The following is a 14,480-nucleotide window of genomic DNA, read 5'->3' on the forward strand; positions in this document are numbered from 1 at the left end:
GGGTGGCCCCTGGCACATCACCCAATACGGTTACCCCAGCAGCCCTTCCTGGAAGGTGGCGCTCGGTCTGCCTTGAGCACGACGCCTAGGATCCAAGGCTACGTTTCTCATGGCTGATCCCGCCTTGGTCCCGTCGATTGCGTCTCTGAACGCGTGGGGGGGTCGGGGCGATAGTCCCCAGCAGGCGCGGGCACGGCTCCGGCGCTCCGGTCGAAGACCTCGGGGCGCCGGAGTTGAATCATACACGGCAACTTATCGATGACGGACCTGTTTGTTTCATGCGGTTTATGATGGGATCGATAGGGTGTCGCCGTTCATCCGGCGCTCCTCACGGGCGCCCCCGAGCGAACGGAGTTGCGTTTGGAATCGAAGACAGAAGCAACCGCCCAGGGGTCCTGGTGGCGGCGCGCCCTCGGAACTGGGCGAACCATGCGCCCCGGCCTCCTTGCACTCTCCATCCTGCTGACCTGCTCCGGCGCCTTCGCCAAGGAGTACGGCAATTACGATCCCAAGCGCATGCTTGTGACCGCGGAGACTTCCGCTGGCAAGAGACACAGCCTGGATGCGGTCTATCTCGACCAGATGCTGAATGATCTGGCAAGCCACGCGAAGAACTACCCGGCCCGCTTCGATACGCCCCAGGATCGGCAACGGGCGGTGCAGGACGTCAAAGTGCTCTCCGGCATGCTCGACATTCTGATCAATGGCCCCAATCCGAACCCCGAGCTGCTGCTGCGCGCCGGCTTCCTCAACAGCATGGGTCATAACCTCGACATCGCCGGCTCCGCTGACAAGGCGAACGCCATTTTCCAGAGGCTGCTCACGGCCAAGCCCTCGCACCCGCGGGGCAACTACATGTACGGCACCTTCTTGGCCGGCACAGGCAAGCCGAAGGAAGCGCTGCCCTATCTTGACAAGGCGCTCAAGGCTGGCGTGGCTGAAGCGGCCTACGCTAGCGGCATGAGCTACCTGGCGCTGGGGGACAAGGCCAAGGCGCTGGACAGTCTCGCGGACTACAAGCGCCACAACCCCAGCGACGGCAACGTGGACAAGCTCATGGACGCGATCCGCAGCGGAAAGCTTGAACTCAAGCAGAGCTCCAACTGAGGCGGTGGCGTCGGAGCTCACACAGAGCCAACAGGTCACGTCTCCTAGCAGGCTCTCGCTTTCTCATGTTCCAAAACCAGTTCATGGAATGCGTGGCTCCTTCCGGCCCCCGCTCCACACGTTCGAAATCATTTTCAATCCGTTCAAAACATGTTAGTTTTCTCTTGCTCGTATTCCGAATCTGGCTGGAGTCTTCCGTTCGGACGAGCCTCTGCCTCTATTCCGCTGTTGGACCTAACTGAACACGCTCCCTGGAGCACTCGCAGGAGAAGGACTGTCATGCCATTGATGCCGAACCGTTGGACCCTCACGACCGCTGCCCTGGTGACCGCCTTTGCCCTGAGCGGTTGCGGAGGGGTTGTCGAGTCTCCCACTGGCGGGGAGCAGCTGCCCGCGGAGGAGTTGGCCACGGAGAGTGGCGCGCTCACGCCCGCTGGCACGGCTGGCGGCTGGTTCGCCTACCAGTTCAAGATTGGCGCCGGCAGCGAGACCGCCTGCACGGGGGCGCGCTACGTGCGTTACGTGTCCAAGTACAGCAAGTGGGTGGGTGCGGTCCTGTGTGGCAGCAACACCCGCTACAAGCTGTACATGAGCGACAGCCAGACGGGCACCTACTACCAGTTGGCGGACTACTCCGGCCACGGTCAGGACCACTGTGAGCTGGTCAATACGCAGTTCACCCTGCCCAACGACGACGACATCACCAGTGGTGGTTGCACCAGCTGTGCCCTCGGCAACCTGATCGACCCCATCGGCGTTCCGGTCTATTCGCGCGGCTATTTCGGTGAGGCCTTCAACCTCGTCACCGCCAAGGACTGGGGCGATCTGTCCACCGACGCGTACGAGTGCGGTGTGCCGGTGACCGAGTGGCGCACCTATACCTTCAAGACCCATGGCTCCGTGCGCTACTGCTCGGGGGCCCGCTACGTGCGCTATGTGCCCAAGTACAACAAGTGGGTGGGCGCCGAGCTGTGCGAGTCCACTCGCTACAAGCTGTACATGAGCAGCAGCGAGACGGGCACCTACTACGAGATCGCCGACTACGCCGGGCACGGTCAGGACCACTGCGAGCTGATCAATTCGAAGTTCACCCTGCCCAACGAGGACGACATCACCAGTGGTGGCTGCACCAGCTGTGCCCTCGGCAACCTGATCGACCCCATCGGCGTTCCGGTCTATTCGCGCGGCTATTTCGGTGAGGCCTTCAACCTCGTCACCGCCAAGGACTGGGGCGATCTGTCTACCGACTCGTACCGCTGCGGCGTCACCATCCAGTAGCCCGAGTCCGCCCCCGGCCCGCCGCACACCGTGCCGCCGGGCCTGGGGCAAGCCCACCACTCCTCGGCGGAGCGTCAGCCAACTCGGATGGGCGAGCAGGGACGAGCGAACCCGGTTGCCGAGCGCCAGGGGCCCCGCGCTCCTCACTGCCCGAGCGACGAGGGCGGGGGTTTGGCGGCGCTGAAGGCGGGCGAGTAGCACTTGCCCTGGTGCTCGTAGAGCACGTCCGGGCACGGGGCCTTCAACTCGTGAGGCATCCAGCAGGCACCGACCAACTCGACCTCGGCGTAGCGATGGCAGGGAGGGCGCTTCTGTCCCTTGAAGGGCTCGCGCGGCAGCGGACGGGCGAGTACGGATTGCCCCGCGTCCGCGGCGTCCACAAGCACGCCATGGGCGGGCATGTCCGGATTTTCGCCCGCCGCGGGATCCTCGTGGCTCCCAGAAGCGGGCGGGGCGCTCGGGGGTTGGGACTCCGAGGGCAGGCGCACCAGCGCGAAGAGAAGGGCGCACACCATGGCGGCGCTCGCCATGCCCCACCCCAGGCTCCACCGGAGGCGGGGCTCGTGGGTGTCGGACACGGCGCGGGCCATGCGCCGCACTTCCTCGAGCACACTCTCCAACGTGAGCAGCAGCGACTCCGCCGACTGCCTGTCCAGGGCCCTGGCCCAGTCGGTGTGCTCCACTTCCATGGCGGAGTAGCCCCGCGAGGCCCAGGAGCCGAAGAGTACCCGCCAGTCCTTGCGCGCTGCCGCGTCCTCCTTGGCGGCGTGCTTGCGCACCAGGGCCGTGGCCCCGCTCGTCTCGTGCGTGGCCAGGTAGAGCTCCTCCTGGCAGTCATGGGACTGCTGCACCTGCTCCTGAATCACGTACGGCCCCAACCGCTCCGGTTCCTCCCCGCTCGCTTCGGACTTCTTCTCCTCGTCCATGCGTACCCCTCCGCCCTGACCTTCCCGCCTGCTGGTGGCCAGGAGCCACGGTGTTCGCATGGACCGCGCCTGACTTCCAGGAGGTACTCGGTTCGTCAGGTGGGGGCCTACTCCTGGGGAAGGTGTCCGGCGAAGTCTCCGAGAAGGCGTCTCCACACCCTTCCTGGACATCCTTCCTCAGCCTACGAATCGTCTGACACCCTTCCTGCGCGGAGAGGGACAGCAGGCAGAGGACGGCAAGGGATGACAGGGACTGGCGGTGCACGGAGACTCCTGGGCAGGGCGGGCGGTATGCTCACCCAGGAGTCAGGAAGGGGCGCCTCAGACGCGGGGCCGCCACCACCAGCCATCAACGGCTGTCGCGGGCTGTGGCGCTGCGGGCGTCGGTGAGGCGCTCGACTGCGCGGGCGAGCCGGCCGAGTTCTGCGGCCATGCCATCGAAGCGTGCCTCGACAAGCGCCTCGAGGCGTGCCAACTGGGTGGCCTCGGTGACCTGGACGGAGGACACGCGCGCCAGTTCGGCTTCGGTAGCGGTGGCGCGGCGCTCAAGGTTGCGTAGGTCCGCGCCCAGCGTGCCCCACTGCACGGCGAGGCCGAGCAAGGAGACGACGATGGTCACGGCCATGGTGAGCCACGGCGAGGGTCGGGACTCGGTGAGGAAAGGGGCGGGGGTGACGCTCATACTCGCCGAGAAGGGGTGGGCCAAACATCGCATGGCCACCAACTCCGGCCAGAATCGCCTCGAAGCCTGTCAAGTGCAAACAAGGCGGTGGTGTAATACCAAACCAACACTCAGGAAGAGTCGGTCGCCGTCTTGGTTATAACCTGTGCATACTGCGCCGCGCGCTCCTTGTTCTGTTGCCACATCTCGAAAAAATAGACGATACTCTCCGAAAGATTCTTGGCAACAGCCGCGGACTCCTTGTCCGACAATTTATGCAACCCCTCGCTGAACGCCCCATACATCACATCCAGCGGATTGTGATTTCCTGGCTTGAGGTGCGAAGGAGTGTGCTGCGCTGCAATCTTCAGGCGATCGGTTGCAAAAAGGTTCTTTTTGGCATTCGCAAGCTGTTCAACGGCCGCAGCATCGCCTGCGGCAACTGCACTTTCATATACCATATCAATAATACGGTCTATGTGGTCCTCAATGATGCGGCGAAAATAGGCAACCGCCCCAATTCCTCGGCCAGCCCGCAATGAGGAGGCACCCTTGATGAACAGACTCCGCCCTTCCTTCCCGAAAGCCCGACCCAGTAGTGGCGGGATCTGAATCTCCCATGGGGGGTATTGGCCAACCTTTTCAATAGTGTAGGACGAGACGCTGTATTCCTTCCTCACGACAGCGCCATCAAGCATTTTCGTCGCCACCAACTTTGACTCGACCGCTGCTACGGACAACATGAAAGTCACCCAGTTGCTGTCACAACTCATGCACTTGTAGCCATGCATGTCCAGACGGCTGGACCTCGGCGTGACCTGGAATGCCCATGTGGTCTGCCCCGCTTCTGCACACGTCGTACAGTCCATGTGGATGCGCCGAGGAAGAACCCGGAACATCTCATGGTCGGCTATGGGTCGTGGCGGTTTTAGCTCAACTCGCTGATACAGGCCGCCATTGAGAAGTAAATCTGCCACCTCCCTTGTAGCTGACGCAAACCAAGCTGTCGTCTCGGCGTCCTCTTTGGCGGGGTTCGGATCCTTCGGTGTCACCACGTATCTCCACGGCAATTCGTGTCAAAAAGCGGGCACGTCGACCCCGCGCATCCAAGTGTCGCGTATCGGCAATGTCCGTCAAAGAAGAGGATCAGGCACTGCCGAAGCGGCATGCAGGTGGGTGTGGCGCACATGCACACCCCCACCCCCAAAAACCGCGCGCCGGGCCAAAACTACGATTGCTTGGCGCGGTGCAATCTCGTGCTCGCGGCTACCCCACGCTCCCCCACCAGCACCTGGAGCCGAAACTGTCGGACGACCCCCCGAAAAATCGGGTTCTGGGTGCTTACCTCGGCCGCTAAAGGCCCGAAACCACTAACGGCGCCGTTGGGCGAGGGAGTCTAAAATAGGCAAAACCGGTGCATTTCTGGCGCGTTTCGCACCCCTTTTCGGACGTGTCACGCCCTCACCAGTACCTGGAGCGCCCATGTCCGAGTCGTCACCGCCCCCTTCCCTCCCCGCCCGCTACACGCCCCGCCCGAGTTGGTGCATGCGGCCGAGTCTCTGCTCCAGTCCGCGTCGCCGCATGAGCTCCGGCGCGCGGAACAGGCCTACCGCGCTTATGGCTGCCCCACCGCGGGACGCTCGGCCATCACCGGCGTCGAGCTGCCCGGCTTCGAGAGTTGCCCTCCGCTCGTGCGCGCCGGTTGGCTCTCCGTGGTCCGGACCTTCACCCAGTGGGGCGCGCCCCTCCTTCGCCCGGACAGCGACGAGCACGCCGAGGACGAGGGCCAGGTGGACCCCTTCCTCATGGGCCTGGGTGGCATCGCCGCCGCGACGAAGGACCTGGCCGAGGCGTCGAGGATGGCGGTGACCTCGCCGCACAACGCGGTCCTCGGCGAGCTGATCAGCACCATCACCGGCGCGCTGCACGCGCGGGTGAAGGAGCTCGCGCTGCCGGCCTCCTCCTGACGGAGAGGGAGACGGGACGCCGCTTCTGCCCTGCATGACCACGATCGCGAGCGCCCCTGCCTCTGAGCATGGAAGGATAGGGGCGCTATTGGGGTAGTAGGCGGGAGCAGAGCGGGAGGTGAGGGACGCGGACGAGGAGCCCATAAGCCGCACGCGGGGCCGACGCACAAGCCCTTTATCTCCAGCAGACACATGCCTGCCCAGCCCAGGCCACCCTCCCATGAGGTGCGCGGTAGGGGACTGGCTCTCTTGGCTGGGGCGGCTTGAGCCTCAACACCACGAGCCCTTGGCGGGGCCCTCGCGCCGGGGCCAGCCCCGCACCTGCCGTGGCCAGGCCCAGGTGCTCCAGAATCGCTCGCACTCCACCCCCTCCCTTCACGTACGCCAGCACCCGCCGCCTGCCTCCACACCTCACGCAGACGAACATGTCGAAGTCGAACGTCCTCTTGAGCAACTCTGCCCAGTCCACTCGCGTCTTCTCCTTCATCGGCTCCTTGCTGGCCGCTCCCTCAAGCCTCGCGCTTGCCTTCTCCGCACCTGATTGAGGGAGCTGGCTGCACGAGAGAAGCTTGCCTGCCCGCAGCGGGTGAAGCACATGAAGTGCGGGAGAGCCACAAAAACGGATCAGGCCCACTGCCGCCGCCACGTCCGACGTTGCACCCGAGAGCGGGATGAAAACTTGCGGCGCAACTTCACTTGGTAATAATCTCGCCAGCCAGAAGCTAAAAGCTTCGTCATCAACAAGAAACATGTCGCCGGCGCAACTGCGCCGACACACCGGCAGGCAGGAGTAAGAACAAGTCAACCCGAGCAACCTACGTGTACCACATGGGCTAGCACTCAAAACACCAATCCCAATTTGAGCGCTCGGACGCCTGCCCGGGAAGCTATGCATCCAGCATAGAAAACTGAAGGAGAAAGAATGAAGACTGCAGCATTGATCCTTGGTGCATCGCTCTTCTTCGTGAGCAACTCTGCGCATGCTGCCGGGTGGAGCAGCGAAGTAAAGATAAAGGCCATTGAAACCAATGATACTGGCATTGGCATGCGCATTTTTCTCACTTTTACCACCCCCCCATCCACTGGTGGACCCTGCCTGAACATGAGCCAATACAGACTGGGTGGAAGCGCGGACAATATCAAGCAAATGTCGACGTTTGCTGTTTCGGCACTCTTGGCATCGCGACCAGTCAAAGTGCTATTGAGCGACGCTTGTGATGGCGGCACATATCCTATCATTGTCGGGCTTGAACTCCGGTAATTGAAGGTCACTGTGGGGTGGCTCGCCTCCGCCACAATTGAGGGGTGCTATGCGAAATTTATCCCTGACGCTGGCTTCTTTGTTTGTCGGGTCAGCGTTCACGAGTTGCGCTGACTTTGAGGCGGGAGAGACAATACCTGAGAACAGGTCGTCCGCATTTCCAATCGCAGGAGGAACAACAGCAGATCCACATCAGTGGCCATGGATTGTATCCCTCAGAAACAGCAACAATTCGCACATATGCGGAGGCTCCTTGATCACCCCAGACTGGGTGCTTACTGCAGCACATTGCCCCCAGCCTGCAACGGTCAGGGTCGGCCCGATTGCATCAGCGGCTGTCTCGCGGAATATTTCAAGGCGAGTCGTGCATCCAGGTTACAACGCGAGCACGGGTGAGAATGATGTTGCGCTCATTCAACTCTCACAGGCAGTTTCTGGCGTTGAGACAGTCTCTTTGAACTTGGACCCCGGATTTCCTTACGGCATCCCTCTTGCTGAATCGACAAGTGCCGCTCTGGTAAATACCAACGTTGCCGGATGGGGTGCCACGGTCGAGGATGGTGGCAGCACGGCAACACTGCTCGCTGCGGCAATGCCGGCCGTTGCAAATTCCAGTTGCGCGGACGCCTACAGCCCATACCCAAGCATTGGAGTGGTTTTCCCCTCTAATCTTTGCGCGGGGTATCAGGGTGGTGGCGTGGACACTTGCCAGGGGGACAGCGGTGGACCTCTTACGTTTCTTTTTGGGCCCCCTCAACTCGCTGGTGTTACGAGTTGGGGGCTCGGGTGCGCTCGCCCTGGACTACCGGGAGTTTATGCGCGCGTCAGCAGCTACATCGAGTGGATCACCCAACATGTAACCAACGCCAGGACGTTCAGCTCTACAGCAGTCATTGTGACTGTAACGTCAAATTGACTTTCCCGACGCTGGACCTTGCCTCACAGCGGGAACACTACGTTCCCGAGGATGGCTGTGCGCAGCCCTTGCGCTTCCCACAGTTTTAAGGTGAGCATAGGAAGGACAGGAGCCCTCTTGGGCGTAGCGGGCGGGAGCAGAGCGGGAGGTGAGGGACGCGGACGGGGAGCCCATGAGCCGCACGCCGGGCCGGCGCAGAAGCTTTTCATCTCCAGCAGACACACCCCAGCCCAGCCCAGCCGCCTTCCCAGGAGGGGCGCGGCAGGGGCCTGGCTCTCTTGGCTGGCTGTGGCGGCTTGCGCTTCAACACCACGCGCTCTGGGGCGGCCCTCGCGCAGGGGCCACGTGCGCACTCGCCGGGGGCTACCCAGGTGCTCCACAATCGCTCTCACCCCTGCTGCTCCCTTCACCTCCGCCAACACCCGCCGCTTGCCTCCACTCCTCTCTCTGGCGAACACTTCCACCGCGAATGTCCTGCGCAGTCGTTCTGCCCAGTCCACTCGCGGCGTCCTCTCCCTCCTCGGTTCCTTCCTGGTCTCTGCCTCAAGCGCCACTCTCGCCTTCTCTCCTGCTTGGGGGACCAGAAATGGCCGCAGTTGCGCACCTGGAGCGAAGACGCCGTGAAATCTCGTGAGGTTTGTCCGAGGCGGAGGCACCAGGGACGCCACACGCCGTCACAGTTCCAGCCCTGTGAAGAGCAGGTGCGTCGTGCCGGCTGTCGGTGGGCGGCGGCGCGGCCCGCCAGGTCGCCCTGAGCCCGACGGGCAGCTGGGACGCCTGGGGCCTCAGCGCCACGGCGACGCCGCCGCGGGCGGGCGCCGGCACCGTCGCGGTGACCTTCGGGGCCGCCGACAGCGGCAACGTGAACATCGACAGCCTCACGGTGCGCCCGCACCCGGTCGGCTGACCGGCGCGGGCCCCCTGCCCGACAGGCTCCTCCGCTGCCTGACAACGTTGCCAACCGCAGGCCGGGGTGCTCTGCTCGGGGCCTGCACAGCCCCTGCACCCGCGCCCGCAAGGGCAGCGGTGTAGGCCCGCACCACCCACGACTCCCGCGACCTTGACCCACGACGGCTCAGGAGGCCGACCGATGCGCTTCGAACCGCCACGCCCCACGGCACCGCGACGCTCCCGAGCCGGCGCCCGCAGGCTTCTCGTCGCCGTGGGCGTCGCGGCCCTCGTCGCCCCCCTCGCCGCATGCCGGCCCGCGGACGCGGCTGACGCCGCGGACCCGACCGACCCGACCGGCCCGACCGACCCGACCGGCCCGACCGGCCCGACCGACTCGGCGTGGACCCTGAGCACCACGGACCCGACCCGCGACTACTCCCCCACGTTCGTCGGCAACGGCTACCTCGCGGCGCGCGTACCGGCCGAGGGTGCCGGCTGGTCCAGCGCGCCGGTCCCCACCCAGGCGCAGGTGGCCGGGTTCTACGCCCACCCGCGGGGCGACGTCGAGATCCGGGCCAGCCTGCCCATGTGGACCTCGCTCGGCTTCTCCGACGGCAGCGGCAGCTACGGCGGCGGCCCGGACGCGGCCCTGTGCCGCTACGGCCTGGTCTGCGAGGCCGAGAGCGGGGAGCTCGCGGGCGGCGCGACCCGCGCGACCGACCACTCCGGCGCCTCGGGCGGCGCGTTCGTCGCCGGCTACGGCGACCAGGGCCACCCGGTCATCGGCGCGCGCATGACGCTGCGGGTCACCGACGTGCCGACGACCGGAACCTCGACCCTGTGGGTGCGCTACGCCAACAGCGACGGCGGGGGCGGGGTGCGTACGCGCAGCCTCAGCGTGTGGGTGGGCGGCACGAAGCAGGGCACGGTGGCGCTGCCGCCGACCGACGGCTGGGACAGCTGGTCCACCGCGACCGTGCAGGTCCCGCTGAGCGCGGGGACCGACACTGTCGCGCTGTCCTGCGAGGCCGGCGACGGGTGCATGGTCAACGTCGACTCCCTCGCCCTCACCACCGACGGCACACCTGCTCCTGCCCCTGGCAGCGGCACGACCAGCAACTACCGGCAGACCCTGGACCTGTGGCGCGGCGTCCTCACGACCTCGCTGACCTGGACCTCCCCCGCCGGCCGCGCCACCGACCTGCGCTACGACGTCGTCGCCGACCGGGCGCGGGCGCACGTGGGAGCCGTGCGCCTCACCGTGCGGCCGCACTGGAGCGGGACCGCGAGCGTCACCGACGCCTTCGACGGGCGGGCGGTCCACGCGGCGGCGGTCTCCGGGACGGGGCTCGACCCCGCCCGCGGCCAGCTGCGGGAGACCGTGACGGCCGAGGGCACCGGAGCGGTGGCAGGCCTCGTGTCCACCCTCCGCGTCGGGGATGCGGTCACCCCGACCGCGCTCGTCGACGGGCTCGCGAGCTCGAGCGCCGCGCAGTGGGCCCGCTTCGAGGTGCGCGACGGGAGCACGTACACCGTCACGAAGTACGTGGGGATCGCGACCAGCGTCGACACCGACCGCGTCGACGGGCTGGCGCCCGTGGCGGCCGCGGCCCAGGCGTCCGGCGACGCCGCCACCGCCGGCTGGGACTCGCTGCTGCGCGGCCACGAGGCGGCGTGGGCCGACCTCTGGGCCTCCGACATCCGCGTCCCCGGCGACGACGCCCTGACGCTGCAGGCCCGCGCCAGCATGTTCTACCTGCTCGAGAGCGTCCGGTCCGGCGTCGACTGGAGCACCTCGCCGGGAGGCCTGTCCTCCGACGGCTACTCCGGCCACGTGTTCTGGGACATGGAGACCTGGATGTACCCCGCGCTGCTCGCCCAACACCCGGACATCGCGGAGGGTGCCACCGCGTACCGGCAGCGGCTGCTGCCGGGGGCCGAGGCGTACGCGGCGGCAGGCGGCTGGCAGGGCGCGCGCTTCCCGTGGGAGAGCGCCTCGACCGGTGACGAGCAGACGCCGACGTGGGCCGACACCGGCAAGTACGAGATCCACGTGACGGCCGACGTCGCCCTGGCCCAGTGGCAGTACTACCAGGCGACCGGCGACGAGCAGTGGCTCGCCGACAAGGCCTGGCCGGTCCTCGAGGCCGCTGCGGACTTCTGGGCCAGCCGCGCCACCCGCGCCGACGACGGCAGCTACCACATCGACGACGTGATCGCGCCGGACGAGTACGCGGTGCGCGTCGACGACAACGTCTACACCAACGTCGCGGCCGCCTCCACGCTGCGCATCGCGACCGCCGCCGCGAAGACCCTGGGCCGGACGCCCGACGCGCGCTGGTCCACCGTCGCCGACGGCATCGTCGTGCCCTTCGACTCCGCGCTCGGCATCCACCCGGAGTACGACGGCTACCGCGGGCAGACCATCAAGCAGGCCGACGTGGTCATGCTGCAGTACCCCTGGGGCTACCCGATGCCGAAGTCGGTCGCGCAGGCCAACCTCGACTACTACGTGGGGCGCACCGACATCGGCGGTCCGTCGATGACGGACGCGATCCACGCGATCGACACCGCCGAGCTGGGGACGCCGGGCTGCGCCTCGTACACGTTCCTCAAGCGCAGCGTGGACCCGTTCATGCGGGCACCGTTCGACCAGTTCAGCGAGACCCGCGGCGGGGGCGCCTTCACCTTCACCACGGGCGCGGGCGGGTTCCTGCAGGAGTTCCTGTACGGGTTCCCCGGCCTGCGCTGGGATGCCGACGCCCTGCGGCTGGACCCGATGCTGCCGCCGCAGCTGCCGGGGCTCGAGCTGACCGGGCTCGCCTGGCAGGGACGCCGGTTCGACGTGAGCGTCGGGCCGAGGACGACCACCGTCACGCTGGTATCGGGGGCTCCGCTGCCCGTCTCCGTCGCCGGTGCCGCGGCGCGCACCGTCCAGACGGGCGGCTCGCTGACGGTCCCGACCCGCCGGCCGGACCTCGAGCCCACCTTCGACACCGCCCGCTGCGCCGCGGTGTCCGCGAGCTCCGCCGACGCCAGCTTCCCCGCGGTGGCAGCGGTCGACGGCAGCGTGACCACGCAGTGGCGACCGACGACCGCCGGGGCGTCGTTGACCGTCGACCTCGGCAGCGCGAGGACGGTCCGCCGGGTGCGCGTGGTCTCGGCCACGGGGCGCACCACCGCGTACAACCTCGCTGTCTCCGCCGACGGCAGCACGTGGACGCCCCTGGGCACGGTGGGCACCGCCGACGACGCCACCAGCAGCGTCGTCACGGCACCCACGACCGCGCGCTACGTCCGCTACACGGCGGCGTCCGGCGTCACGCCCAAGGTCGCGAGCCTCGAGGTCAACGACACCTCGGTGCCCGACGCACCGACCGGTGTGACCGGCGTCCCCGGTGACGGGCAGGCGACGGTCTCGTGGACCGCACCGCAGTGGGACGGCGCCGAGCCGGTCGACCACTCCACCGTCACCGCGTACGTCGGCGGCTCGGCGGCGGCGTCGGTGACCACGAGGGACGCGTCGACGTCGGCGGTGGTGCCCGGGCTGGTGAACGGCGTCGCCTACACGTTCGTCGTCACCGCCCACAACCGCCTCGGCGACGGGGCTGCCTCGGTCGCCTCGGCACCCGTGCAGCCCCGGGTGGCGCTGGCACGCATCGACGCCGCCGTCGACCGGCTGGCCGCCTCCGGGCATGTGGCCGCGGGCACCGCCCGGAGCCTGCACGAGCTGCTCGCCGCGGCGAGGACCGCCGACGCAGCAGGCGATGCCGCGACGACGCTGCAGCGCCTGCGGGCCGTGCGGACCGCGGTCGACACCGCGCCGGAGAGCGAGCTCGACGGGACCGCCCAGGCGCAGCTGGAGGACCTGCTCTTCCAGTGGCTGCACTCGCCGGCCGGGCTGGACGCGGTCGTGCACGAGCTCGCCGCCCTGACCCGCAGCGGGGAGGTGGCCTCGGCCACGGCCCGCGACCTGCAGGCGCAGCTGGCCTCGGCCACGGCAGCCCAGCAGGCAGGGGACTCCGCGCAGGTCCGCGCGGCGCTCTGGTCCGTGCGCGGCGTGCTGGCGGCGGCGAAGCCGAGCAATGTCAGCACGCACGCCCGCTCGGTCCTGCTCGCGCTGGTCGAGCCGCTGCTGGACCGGACCCTGGAGGCCGAGGACGCCGTGCTCGGCGGCGGGGCGTGCACGGCCACCGACCACGGGGGCTACACCGGCAGTTCCTTCGCCGCGTGCTTCGACCGGAAGGGCGCCGCCGTCGGGTTCCAGGTCGAGGCCGCCCAGGCGGGCACGTACGAGCTCTCCCTGCGCTACGCCAACGGGACGGGGTCGGACAAGGCACTGACCCTCACCGTGGGCGCAGCGCCGGCACAGCAGGTCACGCTGCCGTCCACCGGCGGCTGGGACACCTGGGGCCTGCAGACGGTGCGGGTGGCGCTGCCCGCGGGAGTGACCACGGTGTCGTACGCGTACGGGCCCGAGGACAGCGGCAACGTCAACATCGACAGCCTCACCGTGCAGCCGCGCTCGGCGTCCTGAGCAGGACGGGCGGGCCGCGGGGGTGGTGGTCGTGCCCATGGGCGGGGCGATGGGCATCCGATCCTTCCTCGACCTGCTCGGGCCCTCCGGCGCCGGCCTGCGGCTCTCGGGGCTCTGCGACCAGGCCGAGGCAGGGGACTACTGCCGCGGCATCGAGCGCGCCGGCCTCGGCCCGTGCCCGGACCGGCGGGCGCTCGAGGCGCTCGGCTTCGGCGTGTGCGAGAGCGACCTCGAGGACGAGCTCATCCGCGCCCTCGGTCCGGCCGCGGTCCTCGACGTCGTCGCGGCAGCCGGGGAAGCGGCGTCGCCGCGCAGGCTGCAGGCCCAGCCGGCGCAGCGCGGGCGCCCGCTCCCCCAGCAGCTGCACCGGTTCTTCGGCAGCCAGGGCGGGCGCAAGGAGCGCTACGCGACGCTGCTCGTCGAGGCCCTCGCCCCGTCGGCACTGCCGGCACCGCTGCTGCACGCACTCGCCGGAGCATAGGAAGGACAGGAGCCCTCTTGGGCGTAGCGGGCGGGAGCAGAGCGGGAGATGAGGGACGCGGACGGGGAGCCCATGAGCCGCACGCCGGGCCGGCGCAGAAGCTTTTCATCTCCAGCAGACACACGCCAGCCCAGCCCAGCCCCCTTCCCAGGAGGGGCGCGGCAGGGGCCTGGCTCTCTTTGCTGGCTGTGGCGGCTCGAGCTTCAACACCCCGCGCTCTGGGGCCGCCCTCGCGCAGGGGCCAGGTGCGCACTCGCCGGGGGCTACCCCAGGTGCTCCACCATCGCTCTCTCCCCTGCTGCTCCCTTCACCTCCGCCAACACCCGCCGCCTGCCTCCACTCCTCTCTCTGGCGAACACTTCCACCGCGAATCTCCTGCGCAGTCGTTCTGCCCAGTCCACTCGCGCCGTCCTCTCCCTCCTCGCTTCCTTCCTGGTCTCTGCCTCAAGCGCCAC

General features: G+C 67.6%; 12 protein-coding genes. 8 read left to right on the plus strand and 4 right to left on the minus strand.

Annotation, left to right across the window (positions count from 1 at the left end; all coding sequences use genetic code 11):
• Positions 1-429: 429 nt before the first annotated feature.
• Positions 430-1,107, plus strand: coding sequence for a tetratricopeptide repeat protein (locus D187_RS49100; protein ID WP_002632039.1), 678 nt, complete (start codon positions 430-432; stop codon positions 1,105-1,107).
• A 279-nt stretch (positions 1,108-1,386) separates the two neighbouring features.
• On the plus strand, positions 1,387-2,385 hold the full coding sequence (locus D187_RS49105) for a hypothetical protein (RefSeq protein ID WP_020918799.1): 999 nt from the start codon (positions 1,387-1,389) through the stop codon (positions 2,383-2,385).
• Between the two features lie 143 nt (positions 2,386-2,528).
• Here the strand turns inward: D187_RS49105 and D187_RS49110 are convergent, their stop codons facing one another.
• The 3 genes from D187_RS49110 to D187_RS56270 form a co-directional block, all read right to left on the minus strand.
• Positions 2,529-3,311, minus strand: a complete 783-nt coding sequence (locus tag D187_RS49110; RefSeq protein ID WP_002632041.1) for a hypothetical protein — start codon at positions 3,309-3,311, stop codon at positions 2,529-2,531.
• 349 nt (positions 3,312-3,660) lie between these two features.
• On the minus strand, positions 3,661-3,936 hold the full coding sequence (locus D187_RS49115; RefSeq protein ID WP_076606370.1) for a hypothetical protein: 276 nt from the start codon (positions 3,934-3,936) through the stop codon (positions 3,661-3,663).
• A 167-nt stretch (positions 3,937-4,103) separates the two neighbouring features.
• A complete protein-coding gene (locus D187_RS56270; protein WP_155894109.1) occupies positions 4,104-5,024 on the minus strand; it encodes a hypothetical protein in 921 nt (306 codons plus the stop codon).
• A 489-nt stretch (positions 5,025-5,513) separates the two neighbouring features.
• On the opposite strand from D187_RS56270, the gene D187_RS56655 reads away from it, so the two are divergent.
• From D187_RS56655 to D187_RS49135, 6 genes are all read left to right on the plus strand, one after another.
• Complete coding sequence (locus D187_RS56655; RefSeq protein ID WP_002632043.1) at positions 5,514-5,939, plus strand: hypothetical protein; 426 nt, start codon at positions 5,514-5,516, stop codon at positions 5,937-5,939.
• Positions 5,940-6,861: 922 nt separating this feature from the next.
• Positions 6,862-7,200, plus strand: coding sequence for a hypothetical protein (locus D187_RS56275; protein WP_155894110.1), 339 nt, complete (start codon positions 6,862-6,864; stop codon positions 7,198-7,200).
• A gap of 49 nt (positions 7,201-7,249) precedes the next feature.
• Positions 7,250-8,116, plus strand: coding sequence for a serine protease (locus D187_RS59490; protein WP_076606366.1), 867 nt, complete (start codon positions 7,250-7,252; stop codon positions 8,114-8,116).
• Between the two features lie 721 nt (positions 8,117-8,837).
• The gene (locus D187_RS56660) at positions 8,838-9,023 is read left to right on the plus strand and encodes a carbohydrate-binding protein (RefSeq protein ID WP_002632046.1); all 186 of its coding nucleotides are present in this window, start codon (positions 8,838-8,840) and stop codon (positions 9,021-9,023) included.
• Positions 9,024-9,206: 183 nt separating this feature from the next.
• Positions 9,207-13,544, plus strand: coding sequence for a carbohydrate-binding protein (locus D187_RS51555; RefSeq protein ID WP_051256873.1), 4,338 nt, complete (start codon positions 9,207-9,209; stop codon positions 13,542-13,544).
• A 22-nt stretch (positions 13,545-13,566) separates the two neighbouring features.
• Positions 13,567-14,025, plus strand: a complete 459-nt coding sequence (locus D187_RS49135; RefSeq protein WP_051256874.1) for a hypothetical protein — start codon at positions 13,567-13,569, stop codon at positions 14,023-14,025.
• 263 nt (positions 14,026-14,288) lie between these two features.
• Here the strand turns inward: D187_RS49135 and D187_RS57330 are convergent.
• Positions 14,289-14,480, minus strand: a 192-nt coding sequence (locus tag D187_RS57330) for an ATP-dependent helicase HrpA (RefSeq protein ID WP_245592030.1), incomplete at its 5' end; no start/stop codon positions are given.

Source organism: Cystobacter fuscus DSM 2262 (assembly GCF_000335475.2).
Lineage (GTDB): Bacteria > Myxococcota > Myxococcia > Myxococcales > Myxococcaceae > Cystobacter > Cystobacter fuscus.